At 60.2% G+C, this 18,187-nt stretch carries 17 protein-coding genes; 5 read left to right on the forward strand and 12 right to left on the reverse strand.

Features of this window, described 5'->3' with window-relative positions; translation table 11 throughout:
* Nucleotides 1–17: 17 nt before the first annotated feature.
* A complete protein-coding gene (gene fadD2, locus DBR46_RS02380) occupies nt 18–1,706 on the reverse strand; it encodes a long-chain-fatty-acid--CoA ligase FadD2 (protein WP_017735667.1) in 1,689 nt (562 codons plus the stop codon).
* Nucleotides 1,707–1,916: 210 nt separating this feature from the next.
* On the opposite strand from fadD2, the gene DBR46_RS02385 reads away from it, so the two are divergent.
* Together DBR46_RS02385 and DBR46_RS02390 are read left to right on the forward strand one after the other, a co-directional pair.
* A complete protein-coding gene (locus DBR46_RS02385) occupies nt 1,917–2,861 on the forward strand; it encodes an alpha/beta hydrolase (protein WP_124524874.1) in 945 nt (314 codons plus the stop codon).
* A 57-nt stretch (nt 2,862–2,918) separates the two neighbouring features.
* A complete protein-coding gene (locus DBR46_RS02390) occupies nt 2,919–3,389 on the forward strand; it encodes a MaoC family dehydratase (RefSeq protein ID WP_010208208.1) in 471 nt (156 codons plus the stop codon).
* Nucleotides 3,390–3,557: 168 nt separating this feature from the next.
* Here the strand turns inward: DBR46_RS02390 and DBR46_RS02395 are convergent, their stop codons facing one another.
* Entirely contained in the window at nt 3,558–4,025 is a 468-nt protein-coding gene (locus tag DBR46_RS02395; protein WP_010208206.1) for a PA2169 family four-helix-bundle protein, read from the reverse strand.
* A gap of 205 nt (nt 4,026–4,230) precedes the next feature.
* Between DBR46_RS02395 and DBR46_RS02400 the strand changes: the two genes are divergently transcribed.
* Both DBR46_RS02400 and DBR46_RS02405 read left to right on the forward strand, forming a co-directional pair.
* Complete coding sequence (locus tag DBR46_RS02400) at nt 4,231–4,467, forward strand: DUF3820 family protein (RefSeq protein WP_076949988.1); 237 nt, start codon at nt 4,231–4,233, stop codon at nt 4,465–4,467.
* A gap of 10 nt (nt 4,468–4,477) precedes the next feature.
* Nucleotides 4,478–5,653, forward strand: a complete 1,176-nt coding sequence (locus DBR46_RS02405) for an aminotransferase class V-fold PLP-dependent enzyme (protein ID WP_124524875.1) — start codon at nt 4,478–4,480, stop codon at nt 5,651–5,653.
* 216 nt (nt 5,654–5,869) lie between these two features.
* Here DBR46_RS02405 and DBR46_RS02410 read toward each other — a convergent pair whose 3' ends face one another.
* Genes DBR46_RS02410 through zwf form a run of 3 tightly spaced genes read right to left on the reverse strand, consistent with a single transcriptional unit; the run spans nt 5,870 to nt 8,719 of the window.
* Nucleotides 5,870–6,535 (reverse strand): bifunctional 4-hydroxy-2-oxoglutarate aldolase/2-dehydro-3-deoxy-phosphogluconate aldolase, encoded by a 666-nt coding sequence (locus tag DBR46_RS02410; RefSeq protein ID WP_099585438.1) that lies wholly within the window; start codon nt 6,533–6,535, stop codon nt 5,870–5,872.
* 17 nt (nt 6,536–6,552) lie between these two features.
* Complete coding sequence (gene pgl, locus DBR46_RS02415) at nt 6,553–7,266, reverse strand: 6-phosphogluconolactonase (RefSeq protein ID WP_124524876.1); 714 nt, start codon at nt 7,264–7,266, stop codon at nt 6,553–6,555.
* Complete coding sequence (gene zwf / locus DBR46_RS02420) at nt 7,253–8,719, reverse strand: glucose-6-phosphate dehydrogenase (RefSeq protein WP_124524877.1); 1,467 nt, start codon at nt 8,717–8,719, stop codon at nt 7,253–7,255. Before zwf ends, pgl begins: the two co-directional genes overlap by 14 nt.
* Nucleotides 8,720–8,938: 219 nt before the next feature.
* Here zwf and DBR46_RS02425 point away from each other — a divergent pair, with 219 nt between their 5' ends.
* On the forward strand, nt 8,939–9,799 hold the full coding sequence (locus tag DBR46_RS02425; protein ID WP_177413991.1) for a MurR/RpiR family transcriptional regulator: 861 nt from the start codon (nt 8,939–8,941) through the stop codon (nt 9,797–9,799).
* A 132-nt stretch (nt 9,800–9,931) separates the two neighbouring features.
* Here DBR46_RS02425 and DBR46_RS02430 read toward each other — a convergent pair whose 3' ends face one another.
* From DBR46_RS02430 to DBR46_RS02460, 7 genes are all read right to left on the reverse strand, one after another.
* The gene (locus DBR46_RS02430) at nt 9,932–10,777 is read right to left on the reverse strand and encodes a D-hexose-6-phosphate mutarotase (protein ID WP_124524879.1); all 846 of its coding nucleotides are present in this window, start codon (nt 10,775–10,777) and stop codon (nt 9,932–9,934) included.
* Between the two features lie 140 nt (nt 10,778–10,917).
* Nucleotides 10,918–12,264 (reverse strand): carbohydrate porin, encoded by a 1,347-nt coding sequence (locus tag DBR46_RS02435; RefSeq protein WP_124524880.1) that lies wholly within the window; start codon nt 12,262–12,264, stop codon nt 10,918–10,920.
* A gap of 85 nt (nt 12,265–12,349) precedes the next feature.
* Complete coding sequence (locus DBR46_RS02440; protein ID WP_124524881.1) at nt 12,350–13,510, reverse strand: ABC transporter ATP-binding protein; 1,161 nt, start codon at nt 13,508–13,510, stop codon at nt 12,350–12,352.
* Between the two features lie 2 nt (nt 13,511–13,512).
* On the reverse strand, nt 13,513–14,358 hold the full coding sequence (locus DBR46_RS02445) for a carbohydrate ABC transporter permease (RefSeq protein WP_124524882.1): 846 nt from the start codon (nt 14,356–14,358) through the stop codon (nt 13,513–13,515).
* Nucleotides 14,351–15,259 (reverse strand): carbohydrate ABC transporter permease, encoded by a 909-nt coding sequence (locus tag DBR46_RS02450; protein ID WP_124524883.1) that lies wholly within the window; start codon nt 15,257–15,259, stop codon nt 14,351–14,353. The genes DBR46_RS02445 and DBR46_RS02450 overlap by 8 nt, the downstream gene beginning before the upstream one ends.
* Nucleotides 15,260–15,340: 81 nt before the next feature.
* Nucleotides 15,341–16,627 (reverse strand): ABC transporter substrate-binding protein, encoded by a 1,287-nt coding sequence (locus DBR46_RS02455; RefSeq protein WP_124524884.1) that lies wholly within the window; start codon nt 16,625–16,627, stop codon nt 15,341–15,343.
* A gap of 104 nt (nt 16,628–16,731) precedes the next feature.
* Nucleotides 16,732–17,991 carry an AGE family epimerase/isomerase gene (locus tag DBR46_RS02460; RefSeq protein ID WP_124524885.1) on the reverse strand — a complete coding sequence of 420 codons (1,260 nt, stop codon included), beginning with the start codon at nt 17,989–17,991 and terminating at the stop codon, nt 16,732–16,734.
* Nucleotides 17,992–18,187: the final 196 nt, after the last annotated feature.

Below are 18,187 nucleotides of genomic sequence, written 5' to 3' on the forward strand. Positions count from 1 at the left end.
TTTTACCCTATTTCAAATCAGGCGATGTCGCGAAGCTCACGCCGCAAGATTTTCCCTACAGGCGTCATCGGCAACGACTCACGCAACACAATATGCTTGGGCACTTTGTACCCCGTGAAGTTGGTCTTGCAGTACGCCTTCAGTTCCTCAAGGCTCACGCCCTGGGCGCGCGCGACCACGAACAGCTTCACCGCCTCCCCCGTGCGCTCGTCCGGCACGCCGATCACCGCGCAGTTGGCCACCGCCGGGTGCGCCATCACCACGTCTTCGATCTCGTTGGGGTACACGTTGAAACCCGAGACGATGATCAGGTCTTTCTTGCGGTCGACAATGCTCACAAAACCATCGGTGTCGATCACCGCAATGTCACCGGTCTTGAGCCAGCCTTCGGCATCGAGGGTCTCGGCGGTGGCGACCGGCTGCTGCCAGTACCCCTTCATCACCTGCGGGCCCTTGATGCACAGCTCGCCCCGCTCGCCCAGGGGCAGCTCGCGACCTTCATCATCAATCACCTTCATCGCCGTGCCCGGCACCGGAATACCCACGGTGCCCAGCCGCGATTGGCTGCCGTAAGGGTTGGTACTGGCAACCGGCGAGGTTTCGGTCAGCCCGTAACCCTCGCCGATGGAACAACCCGTCAGCGCCTTCCAACGCTCAGCCGTGGCCTTGACCAGCGCCGTGCCGCCGGAGTTGGTGATCTTCAGGTGGGAGAAGTCCAGGGTCTTGAAGTCCGGATGATCCATCAACGCCACAAACAATGTGTTCAAGCCCAGCAGGCAAGAGAACCGCCACTTCTTCAGCTCCTTGATAAAGCCGCCGATGTCCCTTGGGTTGGTGATCAACACGTTGTGGTTGCCGGTCACCATCATGCACATGCAGTTCGCCGTGAACGCATAGATGTGGTACAGCGGCAGCGGCGCGATCATCACTTCCTGTCCTTCGCGCACCAAGGGCTGGCCGTCGTCGGTGACCTGGGACATGCACGCCCGCGCCTGCTGCATATTCGCCACCAGGTTGCCGTGGGTGAGCATCGCGCCCTTGGCCAAGCCGGTGGTGCCGCCGGTGTATTGCAGCACGGCGATATCATCCAGGGTCACCGGATGGCGGGTCACGCCCAGGCCTGCGCCCATGCGCAAGGCGCGCTTGAATGAAACAGCCCGCGGCAGGCTGTAGGCCGGGACCATCTTCTTCACCTTGTCCACCACGGTGTTGATCAGCCAGCCTTTGGCGGCGGGCATGAAGTCGCCCATCTTGGCTTCGATCAGGTAGTCGATCTCGGTGTCGCCGCACACCTCCTGCACCCGCGAACCGAACAGGTTGAGGTAGACCAGCGCACGCACACCGGCGTCCTTGAACTGGTGGCGCATCTCGCGCGGGGTATACAGCGGGTTGGTATTGACCACGATCAGCCCGGCGCGCAAGGCACCGAATACGGCAATCGGGTAATGCAGCACGTTGGGCATCTGCACAGCGATGCGCTCGCCGGGCTTGAGGTCGGTGTGCTGTTGCAGGTAGCCGGCGAACGCCGCGCTCTGGCGCTCCAGCTCGGCATACGTGAGGGTGATGCCCATGTTGCTGAACGCCGGACGGTCGGCAAAGGCCTTGCAGGAACGTTCGAAGACTTCGATTACCGACTTGTAGGCCGTGAGGTCGATGTCATTGGGGACGCCTGCGGCGCGTTTGTCATTCCAGAAATCAGGTTGCATTATTCTTGTCCTCTTACCTGAGTGTGTCCGGCCGCTTTTGCAGTGCTATATAAAGCGGAGCTTGGGGGACGTTAGCAGTTATGGCCAAACTGGCAAATATGCCAAACCCTGTCATTGATTGTATGAATCTCGCCTCTGATGCGTAGGCAGATACCCCGCCCCTCAATGGATGAGCTATACACTGCATCGACCCCGAGCAAAGGAAGCGCCATGAACCACAGCACCTTCTGGCTGACCGCGAATGACCGCAGCCGCCTGTACGTCAATCAATGGCTGCCGGAAGGCCAGGCCAGGGCGATTATCATGCTGTCCCACGGCATGGCCGAGCACAGCGGGCGTTATGCACGCCTGGCGGGCGCCTTGTGCGCAGCGGGCTACGGCCTGTATGCGCTGGACCAGCGCGGCCACGGCCGCACCGCCGATGAAGGCACCCTGGGCCTGTACGCCGAAAAAGATGGCTGGAACAAGGTGGTGGGCGATCTCGCCAGCCTCAACCAGCACATCGGCCAGCAGCAGCCGGGCCTGCCGATCATCCTGTTGGGGCACAGCATGGGCAGCTATATCGCCCAGGCCTACCTGCTGCACCACAGTGCCAGCCTGGACGGGGCGATTCTCAGCGGCTCGAATTTCCAGCCGGTGGCGCTGTACCGTGCCGCACGGCTGATCGCGCGGATCGAGCGCGCGCGCCAGGGCTTGCGTGGGCGCAGTGCGTTGATCGAGTTCCTGTCGTTCGGTTCATTCAACAAAGCGTTCAAACCCAACCGCACCGCTTTCGACTGGCTCAGCCGCGACCCGGATGAGGTGGACAAGTACATCAACGACCCACTCTGCGGTTTCCGCTGCACCAACCAGCTGTGGATCGACCTGCTCGGTGGCTTGCAGCAGATCAGCAAAGCGTCCAATCTCGCGCAGATCGATCCGGGTCTGCCGATCCTGGTGACCGGCGGCGAATGTGATCCGGTGAGTGAGGGCAAGCGTCTCACAAGCTTGGCCAGCGCCCTGCGCGAGGCCGGCTGCCAGCAGGTACAACTGACGATTTACCCGCAGGCGCGCCATGAAGTGTTCAATGAAACCAACCGCGATGAAGTCACCGCGGATGTGCTGACGTGGCTCGACCAGGCCCTGACCCTGCACAGGCCGGCCCGCTGCGAGTAATTTTTGCTTTAAAATCAGCCGATTAAATGACCGATTAGCCACAGGATGCACCTTTAGATGACCCAGGTAACCAACACCCCGTACGAAGCCCTCGAAGTCGGCCAGACCGCCAGCTACAGCAAATTGGTGGAAGAGCGCGATATCCAGCTGTTCGCCGCGATGTCCGGTGACCACAACCCGGTGCACCTGGACGCCGAATACGCCAAGGCGACCATGTTCAAGGAGCGTATCGCCCACGGCATGTTCAGCGGCGCCCTGATCAGCGCGGCCGTGGCCTGCGAACTGCCTGGGCCGGGCACTATCTATATCGGCCAGCAGATGAGCTTCCAGAAGCCGGTGAAAATTGGCGACACCCTGACCGTGCGCCTGGAAATCCTCGAAAAACTGCCGAAGTTCCGTGTGCGCATTGCCACTCGCGTGTTCAACCAGCGGGATGAGTTGGTGGTGGATGGCGAAGCAGAGATCCTGGCGCCGCGTAAGCAGCAGGTTGTAACGCTGACCGAATTGCCACCGATCAGCATTGGCTGATCTCGATCCAAAGATTCATACAAAACCGAATGTGGGAGCGGGCTTGTGTGGGAGCGGGCTTGCTCGCGAAAGCGCTGGGTCAGTCAATGAAGCAGTGACTGAAAGACCGCATTCGCGAGCAAGCCCGCTCCCACAAAGACCACTCCCACATTTGTAACTGGGTAAGGCTTACGACTGAGCGCGAGCCTGGTTACGCAGTGCCTTCACCTGGTCGTGGTTGCGTTGTACGCCGTGGTACTGACGCTCAACCAGGTCACGAATGCCCAGCAGGTTGTGCTTGTTGATCTTCTCGATCGCTTCCTTGTAAGCCTTCAGCGCGTGGTCTTCACCGCGCTCGGCTTCGTTCAATACAGCCTCTTCATCTTTACCGGTAAGCATCGACTTCACGTCGACCCAGCCACGGTGCAGTGCGCCGGCAACGCTGCCGGAATCTTCCGGATCACCGCCCAAGGCACGTACGGCGGTTTTCAGCTCAGCGGCGGCAGTCGCGCAATCGGCGGAACGCTTTGCAAACAGGGCTTTGAGTTCTGGGTGCTTGATGTCTTCAGCGCACTCCTTGAAACCCTTTTGGCCGTCGATGCTGGTCTCGATCAGGTCGTTCAGTACGGAGATCGATTCTTTATTGATGTCAGTCATTTTTCAATTCCTTGTACGGGTTAGAAGGTTGTCTTAATGGTTGCAGCGCCCGTGCCAGGTTTTACAAAAACAAATTAGTCTTTATTTTCAATAAGTTACGATAAATTGAACCATCTGTATGTACGTTATTTGCATGATCTGTCATTTGGCCTTCATGCAGAATGCCTGTATTTTCCAGGGTCTCGATACAAACACCTGAGCCTTCATGAACCCCGAAAAACTCGAACTGCTGATCACCCGCCAAATGCCCTTCGGCAAGTACAAAGGGCGGATCATCGCCGACCTGCCCGGCCCCTACTTGAACTGGTTTGCCCGTGAAGGTTTCCCCCACGGCGAGCTGGGTGGGCTGCTGGCATTGATGCAGGAAATCGACAGCAACGGCCTCTCTGAATTGCTCGAACCGCTGCGCGCCAAGCACGGTAAACCCGCCCCTCGCCATTGAGAACCCCGCCATGCCAAGGAATGCCAATAACGAACACCACTGGCACACCATCGCCCAGCGCTATGAGCTGGAGCCCGGGCCGATCAACCTGGAAAACGGCTACTTCGGCCGCATGAGTCGCGCCGTGCGTGCGCAGTACCTGGAGCAGGTGGCGTTTATCAACCGCAGCAACTCGTGGCATGTACGCCAGCGCTTCGAGCAGGGCGAAAACGTCGAAATCCGCCGCCAGTTGGCTGAGCTGATCAATGTCGACCCCGAGTCGGTGGCCTTTACCCGCAACGCCACCGAAGCCTTGCAGTCGCTGATCCGCAACTACAACCGCCTGCAACCGGGCGATCAGGTGTTGATCAGTGACCTGGAGTACGACACGGTCAAAGGCGCCATGCGCTGGTTGGCCGGGGTTCGCGGCGTGGAGGTGATCGAACTGTCCCACGCACACCCGGCCAGTTTCGACAGCCTGGTGCAGACTTATCGTGATGCATTCGCCCAGTACCCGCGTTTAAAGCTGATGGCGCTGACCCACGTCACCCATCGCACTGGCCTGGTGATGCCCGTTGCAGCGATTGCCAAGGCCGCGCGCGAGCATGAGGTGGACGTAATCCTCGATGGCGCCCACGCCTTGGGCCAGATCGACTTCAACCTCGCCGAACTGGGTATTCAATTCGCCGGCTTCAACCTGCACAAATGGATCGGCGCGCCGCTGACCCTGGGCTTTCTGTACGTCGCGCCCGAGCGCCTGGCCGACATCGACCCGGACATGGGCGAGTTTCACTACCCGCTCAACGATGTGCGCGCACGCACGTCCTACAGCACGCCGAACTTTCCGGCCCTGATGACCTTGCCGATGGTGTTTGCAGAGCACCGTGCCTTGGGTGGTTCGGTGGCCAAAGGTGCGCGGGTCAATTACCTGCGGGACCTGTGGGTGAGCCAGGTACGGCCGTTGGCGGGAATTGAGGTGCTGACGTCGGATGATCCACGGCTGTATTGCGGGATCACGGCGTTCAAGTTTGTAGGGCGGGATCAGCAGGCGATGGCAGATCGTTTGCTCAAGGACTACAACCTGTTCACCACCACACGGGTGGGTGCGGCGTTTGGCACCTGCATTCGGGTGACGCCGGGGTTGGTAACGTCAGCGGCGGATATCGCTGCTCTGGTGCACGCAATTACCGAGTTAAACGCAGATTAAACTGTGGGAGCGGGCTTGCTCGCGAAAGCGGTGGATCAGTTGATACATGTGTATCTGATGCACCGCTTTCGCGAGCAAGCCCGCTCCCACACAAGCCCATTCCAACCTATGGATGTGTGCGGGCATGAAAGGTGTTTTTCAGGCAAAAAAAAGCGGTACACCGACCAAGTGCACCGCCAAAAATGCCGTTAAGCACAGCAACAACGATTCGATAAATCAGTCCAGCAGCGCCAGCGCCTCGGCGGTGACTTCCTGGATACGCGCCCAGTCGCCGTTCTTGATCCACTCAGGATCAAGCATCCAGCTACCGCCCACGCACATCACGTTTTTCAACGCCATGTAGTTCTTGATGTTGGCCGGGCCAACACCGCCAGTCGGGCAGAATTTCACTTCGCCGAACGGGCCGCCGAGGGCCTTGATCGCCGCGACGCCGCCGCTGACTTCCGCCGGGAACAGCTTGAAGCGGCGATAACCCAGGCCATAACCTTCCATGATGCCGGAAGCATTGCTGATGCCCGGCAGCAGCGGGATCGGGCTGTGTACCGAGGCTTCCAGCAGGTCGCGGGTGATACCTGGGGTGACGATAAACTGCGAACCGGCGACTTCCGCCGCTTCGAGCATATGGCGATCCAGCACGGTGCCAGCACCGGTGCACAGTTCAGGACGTTGCTCGCGCAGGACCTGAATGGCCTTGAGGCCGAACTCGGAACGCAGGGTCACTTCCAATGCGGTCAAACCACCGGCTGCCAGGGCATCGGCCAGCGGCAGGATGTCCTGTTCGCGGGCGATGGTGATCACCGGCAGGATCCGCGCCTTGGCGCAGAGGCTGTCGATCAAGGCAACTTTATCCGCCATGGACACGGTCGGTTGAGGGCTTTTCATAGCGGCTGATCCTTGGCTCATGGGCACCAGTAAATCTCTAATGTAGGTTGCAAAAACGCGCGAATCGGCATGGCAGCAACGTCGTCACTGGCCAGCGCGGCGCTCAAGGTGGTCAATTTCGAACTGCCGGAAATCGACAGCACGGTGTAGTGCGCCGTGGCCAGCAGTGCGCGACTCATGGTCAGGCGCTGGTGCGGCACGGTGGGCGCCAGCATCGGCCAGCAACGGCGGGTACCGTCGGGCTTCAAGGCTTCGGCAAGGTTCGGGCTGTTGGGGAACAGCGACGCGGTGTGGCCGTCATCGCCCATGCCCAGCACCAGCACGTCAATCGCCGGCAATTCAGCCAGCAGGCGATCTGCCTGCAAGGCTGCGTCTTCAAGGTTGGCCGCAGCGCTGTAGAGGCTGAGGAACTTGGCCTTGGCCGCCGGGCCTTGCAGCAGGTGCTGCTTCAACAGGCCAGCATTGCTGTCGGCGTGTTCCACCGGCACCCAACGTTCGTCGGCCAGGGTGATGGTCACCTTGGACCAGTCCAGGCCTTGCTTGGCCAGGTGCTGGAAAAACGCCACGGGGCTACGGCCACCGGACACCACCAACGTCGCTTCGCCACGGGCACTGATGGCCGCGCGCAATTGCTCGGCCACATCATTGGCCAGGCCTTCCGCCAACAGCACCGGCGTGCGGTACTCATGGGGCGTGACGCCCTGGGGCAGTTTCAACTCAGATATCGCCATACCACGACCTCCCATCCCGCGTGATCAGTGCAATGGAGCTCATCGGCCCCCAGGAACCCGCCGCGTACGGCTTGGGCGCATCGCCGGATTTTTTCCAACCGGCGATCAACTGGTCACACCACTTCCACGCGGCTTCGATTTCATCTTTGCGCACAAACAGGTTCTGATTGCCGCGCATCACTTCCAGCAACAATCGCTCGTAGGCATCGGGAATCCGTGCGCTGCGATAGGTGTCGGAAAAATTCAGTTGCAGTGGGCCGCTGCGCAGTTGCATGCCCTTGTCCAGGCCTTGTTCCTTGGTCATCACACGCAAGGAAATACCTTCGTCCGGTTGCAGGCGGATGATCAGTTTGTTGCTGATCTGCAAGCGCTGCTCGGGAGCGAAGATGTAGTGGGACGGTTCCTTGAAGTGGATAACGATCTGCGACAACTTTTGCGGCATGCGCTTGCCGGTCCGCAGGTAGAACGGCACGCCGGCCCAACGCCAGTTGCGGATATCGGCACGCAGGGCGACGAAGGTTTCGGTGTCGCTCTGGGTGTTGGAATTCTCTTCTTCCAGGTATCCAGGCACCGGCTTGCCAGCGCTGTAGCCGGCGATGTACTGGCCGCGCACCACTTGGGTGGTCAGGCCTTCCGGGCTGATGGGCGCCAGGGCCTTGAGCACCTTGACCTTCTCGTCACGGATGCTGTCGGCGGACAAGTCGGCCGGCGGGTCCATGGCGATCAGGCAAAGCAGTTGCAGCAGGTGGTTCTGGATCATGTCCCGCAGCTGGCCGGCCTTGTCGAAATAGCCCCAACGGCCTTCGATACCGACCTGCTCGGCCACGGTGATTTCCACGTGGGAGATGTAGTTCTGGTTCCACTGGGTTTCGAACAGGCTGTTGGCGAAACGCAGGGCGATAAGGTTCTGGACGGTTTCTTTGCCCAGGTAGTGGTCGATGCGGTAGGTGCGATTCTCCGGGAAGAACTGCGCCACGGCGTCGTTGACCTTGCGCGAGGACTCCAGGTCGGAACCGATGGGCTTTTCCAACACGACGCGGGTGTTTTCCGCCAGGCCAGCCTTGGCCAGGTTTTCGCAGATCGCGCCGTACACCGCCGCCGGGGTGGCGAAGTAGGCGATCAGGCGTTGCTCGCTGCCGACTTTTTCCGCCAGGGCGGCGTAGTCGTCAGCGTTCTTGAAGTCCACATGCACGTAGGTCAGGCGCGCCAGGAAACGCTGGGCGATGGTTTCGTCCAGTTCCTTGCCGACGTAGCTGCGCAGTTCTTTTTCGATATGGGCCAGGTGCTGTTGCTCGGTCCCGGCTTCACGGGCCAGGGCCAGGATGCGGGTGTCGTCGTGCAAGAGCCCGGCGCCATCGAGTTGATAGAGGGCAGGAAATAACTTGCGCAGCGCCAGATCACCCAAGGCGCCAAACAGGGCAAAGGTGCAGGGTTCTACGGTTATCGAAGGCATGATGTTTGTTCTTTTATCAAGTTAAGCTACAAATACCTTTTTTCAAGGCATCACTCAAGGAAAAATGTAGTAATAACCACAACATTTTCCCGAAATACGCATTCCGAGTGGTGGTGTTCAGCTACCCTCAGTAGGATAGGCCACCGCAAAAGACCACTGGTCGATTGGTTGCCACCCTTTATTTGCATCGTCGCCCGAAGGAAAGACTGAATGGACCGCGTGCGAAATCTTCTGGAACAGATCCAGAACCGCCTCGAAGAATTGAACAAGGCCGAGAAAAAAGTCGCCGAGGTCATCCTGCTCAACCCACAGCAGGCGACCCGCTTCTCTATCGCCGCCCTCGCCCAAGCCGCCTCGGTCAGTGAACCGACGGTCAACCGTTTCTGCCGTTCGTTCGGCGTCAGCGGCTACCCTGAACTGAAACTGCAACTGGCGCAAAGCCTGGCCAGTGGTGCGGCGTATGTCAGCCGCGCCGTGGAAGCCGATGACAACCCTGAGGCCTATACGCAGAAGATCTTTGGCAGCGCCATTGCCTCCCTGGACAGCGCTTGCCAGGCACTGGACCCGAACCTGATCAGCAAGGCCGTGGACCTGTTGATCCAGGCGCGGCAGATCCACTTCTTCGGCCTTGGCGCTTCGGCACCGGTGGCCATGGATGCGCTGCACAAGTTCTTCCGCTTCAACCTGTCGGTCACCGCCCACGCGGACGTGCTGATGCAGCGCATGATCGCTTCGGTGGCGCATACGGGCGAGCTGTTCGTGATTATTTCCTACACCGGGCGTACCCGCGAGTTGGTGGAAGTGGCGCGTATCGCCCGTAGCAACGGTGCCTCGGTGCTGGGCGTAACCGCCGAGAACTCACCGCTGGCCAAGGCCAGCACAGTGAGCCTGAATATCCCGTTGCCGGAGGATACCGACATCTACATGCCGATGACCTCGCGGATCATTCAGTTGACGGTACTGGATGTGCTGGCGACCGGCATGACCTTGCGCCGAGGGGTGGATTTCCAGCCGCATCTGCGCAAGATCAAAGAGAGCTTGAATGACAGCCGGTATCCGGTTGGGGATGAGTTCAACTAAGGCTGGAATCTCGACCAGCAGTACCGGCCCCTTCGCGAGCAAGCCCGCTCCCACATTCGACCGCATTCTCATGCTGGAACTCGGTCAAATGTGGGAGCGGGCTTGCTCGCGAAGGGGCCATCAGCAACACCGCTAAACCCCAGCCCTAGCCTGCAAACTAAGGTGCGCCCGCTCCCCCGGCGCCAAACTGGCCGCGGCCATCGCCGACTCCACACACACAAACCCCGACGCCTCGTTGAAGCTCACGCCCAACAGCGGCCGGCTGCCCGGATGCCACACCACCGTGTCGGCGCTGTCGCCGGTATCGATGCACAGCTCTCGCTGCCAGGCATGGTCCTTGAGCTGCAATTCCCCATCATGCTGGAACACCCGCTGGCACCCACCGTCTACCCGTAACTCGCCTTCCTGCTGGCAAGCCTGGCGGCTGAGCTGGTCATAGCCTTGCGCGCCGTCGAGCCCAGACAGCGCTATCTCATCGACATGACCAATACGCCAGTAGGCATGCAAAGCATGGCTCAATTGGCACGGCAGCTCGTCCTGATGCTCGGTGCTCAGGCGCAGTTCCAGGGTTTCGCCCAGGTGCGCGTGCAGGTCCACCTGCCAGTCGCACAGCTGCAGTTGCCAGTGCAGGCGCACGCCATCGTCGTCGGTGCTGCTGTCGAGCAGTTTCCAGTCGATCAACCGCGCCCAGCCATGGGACGGCCACGCGTTCTCGCTGGGGTGACGGCCATACCACGGCCAGCACACCGGCACGCCGCCCCGGATGGCGCCGACCTGCGGCCACTTCGCCGCGCACCACAGCCAGGGTTTTTGCCCAGTGGGCTGAAAGTGCAACAGTTGCGCACCCTGGCGACTGAACACCGCCTGGCACAGCGGATGGTCGATCACCAACACGTCACGCATCTGGAAGCGCTCCCAGGCAAACACAGGGCGTTCACGCAGGGATTTGAAAAAGCGTTGCAGCGGTTGCTCATGCATTTGCCACAGTCCTGAATGTCTTTGTAGGGGCTGGCCTGCCAGCTCCCACAGGGAGATGTGCTCCCCTTCCCCAAAAAAAAGCGGATAGCCATGGCTACCCGCAAAATGCGCACAGAGAGAAGGAGCTTATCGCAACAGCGTTAGAACGTAGACTGAATTTTCAGGCCGGCCACCAACGCGTTGTCGACTTTATCCACGCCGCCAGGTTGCACGACGTATTGCAGGTTAGGACGCACGGTCAGCCAGTTGGTGACGTGGAAACCGTAGTTGATTTCGAAGTTGTACTCGGTCTCGCGGATCGGCCGGTACAGCGGGTTGTCATAGTCGCTCACACCATTGGCGATGTTGAGCAACTCAGCGTCTTTCTTCACGTCCTTGTTGACGTGCAGACGCGCCGCGCCAATACCGACGTCGTCTTTTGGACGCGCATCGAATGGGCCTTTGTACACCAGCATCAGCGACTGGTAGTTGTCGACGGTGTTGGTTTCCTTGTCGTGGAACGTGGCGTTGGCCGCGATGTTCAGACCACGGGAAGCGTCGCCGTTGTGCGTGGTGAGTTGCTGTTGCGCAACGAACCAGTAGCCTTTCTTGCTGCTGCGGGTACGGTAGTCGGCGCCGCTGGTCGCTGCGTCGCCGCCATTGACGTCTTCACGCACGTCAGAGGCATCGGCCGCGCTCTTGTAGTAACCCACACGGTATTCGCCTGGCAGGTTGTTGACCTTCGGCGACCAGACCAATTCCACCGGGATCACGGTGCCCTTGGTGCCGCTGCCGCTGAGCTTGAAGCCGTTGCCGTGCTCCAGCTGCGACGGGTTCTGGTTGTAGGCACCGATTTGCGCGTACAGCTCAGGATTGATGTGGTACTTCACGCGGATCGCGGCCTGGCTGACCGGCCAGTTGTACCAGGTGCTCACGTAGTTACCGACTTGGGAGCCGCAGAACGACAGGTTCTGGAAGTCGCATGGGAAGGTGTTGAAGTCTTCGCCTTCGCCGAAGTAGCCGAGTTTCACGTCGAGCTTGTTGTCGAACATCTGGTGCTGGATCCAGAACTGGGTCAGACGCACCATGTGGCCACGGCCGTAGACTTCCATCGACGAGCTCAGCGTGCCGGCACGTGGGTCGCCGATGCGGTCGTTGGAGATGTTCTGGCCATTACGGTTGGTCAACTGGATCTTGGCCTGGGTGTTGTCCCAGCCCCACAGCTTTTCCAGGTCCAGGGCTACACCCAAACCAAACTGGTCGGCATAGCGACCGGTCTTGTCGTTGTTGTAGCCGCCGTGGGCGTTGTAGCCCATTTCGCCTACGTAGTCAGCCTTGATATCGATACCTTGCTCGATCAGCTTGGTCCGTTCGCCGCCCCAATCGCCGGTCATCCACTTGGAATCGGCGCTGAATGCTTCGTCCGCCATCGCATTGGCGGACAAAACCAGGGCTGCTGCCGCTGACAGTTGGCAGATCAGCCGGGTAGTGTTGTGTTGCTTTTTCATCCCTACATCCTCGTCTTTATTGTTATTAAACTGTTTTTATCTAACGTGGTTTACTTTTTTTATCTAAAACAACAACTTATCTGCTTCAGCGGCCTTTGAATTGGGCCACATTGTCGGCATGCCCCTGTGCAGGCGATGAAGAAGCAGTGCCCAGACGCTCACCGGTACTGGCGTCGAACAGCAATACCTTGGATGGATCGAATTGCAGGGTCAGGGTCTCGCCCACCTGCGGTGCCACATCGGGCGCCAGGCGGCAGCAGACCTTGGTGTCATTGAGTTGCACGAACACCAGGGTGTCCGGACCTGTGGGTTCGGTGACTTGTACTTCGGCGCGGATGCTCGACGCACTGTCGCCCTCGCCCGCCGCCAGCATGATCTGCTCCGGGCGCAGGCCGAGGATCACGTCGCGGTCTTCAAGGCCGGCATCGGTCACGTTCAGCGCCAGTTCGCAACGGGCCTGGCCGCTGTCGAGCACGGCCACCAGGCGACCGTCCTTGCGCTGCAGGCGCAGGGGCACGAAGTTCATCGGCGGCGAGCCGATAAAGCTCGCCACGAACTGGTTGGCCGGGTTGTTGTAGATGTCTTTCGGCGTGCCGAACTGCTGGATGATGCCGTCCTTCATGACTGCCACTTTATCGCCCAGGGTCATCGCTTCGATCTGGTCGTGGGTCACGTAGACGGTGGTGGTTTTCAGACGCTGGTGCATCAGTTTCATTTCGGTGCGCATCTCGACGCGCAGCTTGGCGTCGAGGTTGGACAGCGGTTCGTCGAACAGGTAGATCTTCGGCCGACGTGCCAGGGCGCGGCCCATGGCCACACGTTGCTGTTGGCCACCGGAAAGCTGGCCTGGCTTGCGGTTGAGCAGGTGTTCGATCTGCAACAGCTTGGCCACGCGCGCCACTTCGGTATCGATGTCAGCCTGGGGCATCTTGCGGATCTTCAGGCCGAACTCGATGTTTTCGCGCACGCTCATGGTCGGGTACAGCGCGTAGGACTGGAACACCATGGCGATGTCGCGATCCTTGGGGCTCATGCCGCTGACGTCCTGGTCGCCGATCATGATCGCGCCGCCGGTGATGGTCTCAAGGCCGGCGATGCAGTTCATCAGCGTGGATTTGCCGCAACCCGAAGGGCCGACCAGAATCAGGAATTCGCCTTCCTTGATCGACAGCTCGATGTTCTTCAAGGTGTCGGGCAGGCCAGGGCCATAGGTCTTGTTTACATTGCGAAGTTCAAGCGTAGCCATGATTACCCCTTGACCGCGCCGGCCGTGAGGCCGCGCACGAAATACTTGCCTGCGATCACATAGACCAGCAGGGTCGGCAGGCCGGCGATCATCGCCGCTGCCATATCCACGTTATATTCCTTGGCCCCGGTGCTGGTGTTGACCAGGTTGTTCAGCGCCACCGTGATGGGCTGCGAGTCGCCGCTGGAGAACACCACGCCGAACAGGAAGTCGTTCCAGATCTGGGTAAATTGCCAGATCAGGCAGACCATGATGATCGGGGTGGACATCGGCAGGATGATTCGCCGAAAGATAGTGAAAAATCCTGCGCCATCCAGCCGTGCAGCCTTCACCAGTGCATCGGGAATGCTCACGTAATAGTTACGGAAGAACAGCGTGGTGAACGCCAGGCCGTAGACCACATGGATAAACACCAGGCCGGTGGTGGTGCTGGCCAGGCCCATCTTGCCGAGGGTGAACGACGCCGGCAGCAGCACGGTCTGGAACGGCAGGAAGCAGCCGAACAACAGCAGGCCGAAGAACAACTGCGAACCTTTGAAGCGCCAGAACGACAGCACATAACCGTTCAACGCGCCGATGGCGGTAGAGATCAGTACGGCCGGCACGGTGATCTTGATCGAGTTCCAGAAGTAGCCGTCTACGGTGGCCCAGGCCTTGACCCAGCCAATGCCGGTGACCACGGTCGGCCAGCTCAGCAGGTTGCCGTTGCTGATGTCATCCGGGGTCTTGAAGCTGGTGAGCAGCATCACCACCAGCGGCACCAGGTACAGCAGCACGGCGAGGATCAGCACCGCATAGATCGCGACGCGACTCAGGCTGATGGCAGGTTTGGAGGCGAGACTAGTCATTACGTTTGGTCCTCAGCTCGGAGTAGAGGTAAGGCACGATGATCGCAAGGATCGCACCGAGCATCAGGATGGCACTGGCCGAACCCATGCCCATCTGGCCACGGCTGAAGGTGAACGAGTACATGAACATCGCCGGCAGGTCGGACGAATAGCCCGGGCCACCGGCGGTCATCGCCGCCACCAGGTCGAAGCTCTTGATCGCAATATGCGCCAGGATCATCACCGCACTGAAGAACACCGGGCGCAGGCTAGGCAGCACCACGCTCCAGTAGATGCGCGGCAGGCTTGCGCCGTCGATCTGCGCGGCACGGATGATCGACTGATCAACGCCACGCAGGCCGGCGAGGAACATCGCCATGATAAAACCCGAGGCTTGCCACACCGCGGCGATCACCAGGCAGTAGACCACGCGATCCGGGTCGATCAGCCAGTCGAGACGGAAGCCTTCCCAGCCCCAGCCCCGCAGGAGTTTGTCCAGGCCCATGCCCGGGTTGAGCAGCCATTTCCAGGCCGTACCGGTGACGATCATCGACAGCGCCATCGGGTACAGGTAAATGGTGCGGATAAAACCTTCGCGGCGGATACGCTGGTCGAGGAACACCGCCAGCAGCACACCGATCACCAAGGTGATGCCAATAAACATGCCGCCGAACAGCGCCAGGTTCTTGCTCGCGACCCACCAGCGGTCGTTGTCGAACAGGCGCTCGTATTGCGCCAGGCCCGCCCACTTGTAGCTGGGCAGGAAGGTGGACGTGGTGAACGACAACACAAACGTCCACAGGATGTAGCCGTAGAAGCCCACCAACACGATGAACATGCTCGGCGCCAGCACCAATTTCGGTAGCCAGCGCTGCAGTGCATCGAACGGCGAGGCTTTGCTGAACACAGCAACAGAACTCATGGGGAAATCCAATACAGGTAAAAAGGACTACAGGAACAAGCCTTGAGGGGGGCCAGGGAGTTCCCCCCTCAAGGTCAACCGTTACTTGGCAGACTTGATCGCAGCGCCCAGTTTCTTGGCAGTGTCGGCCGGGTCGGCTTTCGGGTCGTTGAGGAAGTTGGTCACGACATCAAAGAACGCACCTTGCACCGCCAGGTTGGTGGCCATGTTGTGCGCCATGCTTGGCTGCAGGCCGCCGGTCTTGGCGTCGGCCAGGAAGTCCTTGGCGGCGGTCTGGGCGCAGGAGTCGAAGCCGAGCTTGTCCATTTCGTGGAGCATATCGTTGCGCACCGGGATCGAACCCTTGTTGATGCTGAACACTTTCTGGAAGTTTTCACCCAGCACGACTTTGGCAATGTCCTGCTGGCCGGCAGCAGTGCCTTTGTCTTTCTGCTTGAACACCGCCAGGGAGTCGATGTTGTAGGTGAAGGCTTTTTCAGTACCCGGGAAGGCTACGCACTCGTAGTCCTTGCCAGCGACTTTCTTCGCGGCAGTCCACTCGGACTTGGCCCAGTCACCCATGATCTGCATGCCGGCCTTGCCGTTGATGACCTTGCCTGCTTCGAGGTTCCAGTCCTGGCCTTTGCCGTCGACGTCCATATAGGTCGCGACTTTCTTCAGTTCGGTGAGGGACTTGACCATTTCCGGGCCGGTCAGCGCGGCGTTGTCCAGGTCCACCAGGGCTTTCTTGTAGCCATCGGCACCCATCACAGACAGAACGACCGCTTCGAACACGGTGCTGTCCTGCCAAGGCTGACCACCGTGGGCGAGCGGAATGAAGCCCGCGGCTTTCAGCTTGTCGCCGGCTGCGTAGAATTCTTCGAGGGTTGTCGGGTTCTTGGTGATACCGGCTTTCTTGAAGACTTCCGGGTTGATCCACAGCCAGTTCACGCGGTGGATGTTGACCGGTACGGCGACGTAGTCACCGTCGTACTTCACGGTATCGGAGACTTTCTTGTCGAGCAGGGAGTCCCACTTTTCTTCTTTGGCGACGTCTTTGAGCACGTCGGTGTCGAGCAGGCCAGTGGACGCCCATTCCTGGATGTCGGGGCCTTTGATCTGGGCAACGCCAGGCGGGTTGCCGGCGACTGCGCGGCTTTTCAGCACGGTCATGGCCGTGGCACCACCGCCACCGGCGACGGCGCCGTCTTTCCAGGTGAAACCGTCTTTCTCAACTTGGGCCTTCAGGACATCTACAGCCGCCTTTTCACCGCCAGAAGTCCACCAATGCACCACTTCAACCGTACCTTTGGAGTCGGCGGCAAATGCAGTGAGGGGAAACAACGAGGCAATGGAAATAGCGACGGCGAGGCGATTAATCGCGTTCATCTGAGTACCTTTTTTTGTTGTTATGCATGCAAGTCTAGAGCTTGCGCTGCACGGAGTTTAAACATGGATTTTTGCGACGCAGGTAACAAAGGGACGTACAAATGTCACCAGCTGGTGACATAACACCCGTCCCCAATCGCACTGGCCATGCTGGGTGCCAAGGGTAGCGCAGGCAGCACGACCGCTTGCCAGGCATGGTACAGGTCCGGCTTGCCGCCCCAGATGGTGCTGCTGGGTTGGTTGTGCGGGCTGAGTTCGTGGTGCCAGCTGCCGTGGATGCGGTCGATGAAATGGGTTTCGCAGAATTCCCAGAAACGCCGATACCAGGTTTCGTAGTGCAGCTCGCCGGTGCGTTTGAGCAAGGCCTGGGCGGCGGCGCTGGCTTCGGCGTGGGTCCAGTGCAGGCGCTCACGCACCACCGGGTGGTGGTTCCAGTCGAGGGTGTAGACGATGCCGGGGGCGCCATCGACGGCCCAGGCGTATTCGCAGGCGCTGGCGAACAGGCCCTTGGCGTCGGTCAACAGCCAGTCCGGCGTGGCCAGCCCGGCTTGCTGGCGCGCGGCTTCCAGGTGCAACACCAGCCGCGCCCACTCAAAACCGTGGCCGGGGGTGATGCCGTAGGGGCGGAAGCCATCGGCGGGGTTGTCTTGGTTGTAGTCGAGTTGGGGTTGCCATTGGGCGTCGAAATGCTCGATCACCATGAATTGGTTACTGGCAGCGTGGGTGTGGATCACCCGCTCGACGATCCGCAGCGCGCGGTCCAGCCAGCGTGTTTCGCCGGTCACATCGGCCAGGGCGAGGAACGCTTCGGTGGCGTGCATGTTGCTGTTGGCGCCGCGATAGGCTTCGACCCCGCTCCAGTCCTGGGCGAAGGATTCGAGCATCACGCCCTCCTCTTCACTCCAGAAGAATTGGTCGATGATGTGGGTCGCGTCGTTCAGAAGATTGTGCGCACCGGGAGCACCCGCGACCACGGCTGAACTGGCGGCCAGGGCGACAAAGGCGTGCAGGTAGGCCGCCTTGCCACGGTTGCCATCGAGGGCGTGGGGCGTGGCGAACCAGCCGCCGTGTGCCGCATCCTTCAGCGGGCCACTGAGGGCCGCGACACCGTGGGCTACCAGGTCGGCATAACCCGGCAACCCCAGGGCGTGGGCCATGGCGAAGCTGTGGGTCATGCGGGCGGTGTTCATGGTTTCGGCGTGGGCATCGGCTGGCAGTTGGCCGTTGTCGTCCAGGTTGCCGAAACCGTCGGGCAGTCGCGAAGCCTTGGCGAACGCCAGCAGGCGCTGACCTTCGGCAGCCAGCCAGGCGTGATGGGCAGGCGCGTTCAGCCAACTGCTGGCAGGCAGAGGTTGGGTGGTCATGGGTGGCCCTTATTATTGTTTGTGGGATGACCGGAGTCTAAACAAGGGGGCCTGGGGGGCAAGTAACGAAGGGGATGGGAAATGTCACCGAGCAGTGACACTTCTTCAACTCTCGGCCCCAATACAACTGTGGGAGCAGGCAAGCCAGCTCCCACACAAGCCAGCTCCCATCGGTTGAGACTCTCCTGGCAGGCAG

Source organism: Pseudomonas sp. KBW05 (assembly GCF_003852405.1).
In the GTDB taxonomy this organism is placed as follows: Bacteria; Pseudomonadota; Gammaproteobacteria; order Pseudomonadales; family Pseudomonadaceae; genus Aquipseudomonas.

Bases quoted from the DNA above. Each gene is read 5' to 3' on its own strand.
- DBR46_RS02460 (WP_124524885.1), bottom strand. From the start codon at position 17,991: ATGACCACCCAACCTCTGCCTGCCAGCAGTTGGCTGAACGCGCCTGCC.
- DBR46_RS02455 (WP_124524884.1), bottom strand. From the start codon at position 16,627: ATGAACGCGATTAATCGCCTCGCCGTCGCTATTTCCATTGCCTCGTTG.
- zwf (WP_124524877.1), bottom strand. From the start codon at position 8,719: ATGCCTTCGATAACCGTAGAACCCTGCACCTTTGCCCTGTTTGGCGCC.
- fadD2 (WP_017735667.1), bottom strand. From the start codon at position 1,706: ATGCAACCTGATTTCTGGAATGACAAACGCGCCGCAGGCGTCCCCAAT.
- DBR46_RS02395 (WP_010208206.1), bottom strand. From the start codon at position 4,025: ATGACTGACATCAATAAAGAATCGATCTCCGTACTGAACGACCTGATC.
- DBR46_RS02410 (WP_099585438.1), bottom strand. From the start codon at position 6,535: ATGAAAAGCCCTCAACCGACCGTGTCCATGGCGGATAAAGTTGCCTTG.
- DBR46_RS02445 (WP_124524882.1), bottom strand. From the start codon at position 14,358: ATGACTAGTCTCGCCTCCAAACCTGCCATCAGCCTGAGTCGCGTCGCG.
- pgl (WP_124524876.1), bottom strand. From the start codon at position 7,266: ATGGCGATATCTGAGTTGAAACTGCCCCAGGGCGTCACGCCCCATGAG.
- DBR46_RS02400 (WP_076949988.1), top strand. From the start codon at position 4,231: ATGAACCCCGAAAAACTCGAACTGCTGATCACCCGCCAAATGCCCTTC.
- DBR46_RS02450 (WP_124524883.1), bottom strand. From the start codon at position 15,259: ATGAGTTCTGTTGCTGTGTTCAGCAAAGCCTCGCCGTTCGATGCACTG.
- DBR46_RS02440 (WP_124524881.1), bottom strand. From the start codon at position 13,510: ATGGCTACGCTTGAACTTCGCAATGTAAACAAGACCTATGGCCCTGGC.
- DBR46_RS02435 (WP_124524880.1), bottom strand. From the start codon at position 12,264: ATGAAAAAGCAACACAACACTACCCGGCTGATCTGCCAACTGTCAGCG.
- DBR46_RS02405 (WP_124524875.1), top strand. From the start codon at position 4,478: ATGCCAAGGAATGCCAATAACGAACACCACTGGCACACCATCGCCCAG.
- DBR46_RS02390 (WP_010208208.1), top strand. From the start codon at position 2,919: ATGACCCAGGTAACCAACACCCCGTACGAAGCCCTCGAAGTCGGCCAG.
- DBR46_RS02430 (WP_124524879.1), bottom strand. From the start codon at position 10,777: ATGCATGAGCAACCGCTGCAACGCTTTTTCAAATCCCTGCGTGAACGC.
- DBR46_RS02385 (WP_124524874.1), top strand. From the start codon at position 1,917: ATGAACCACAGCACCTTCTGGCTGACCGCGAATGACCGCAGCCGCCTG.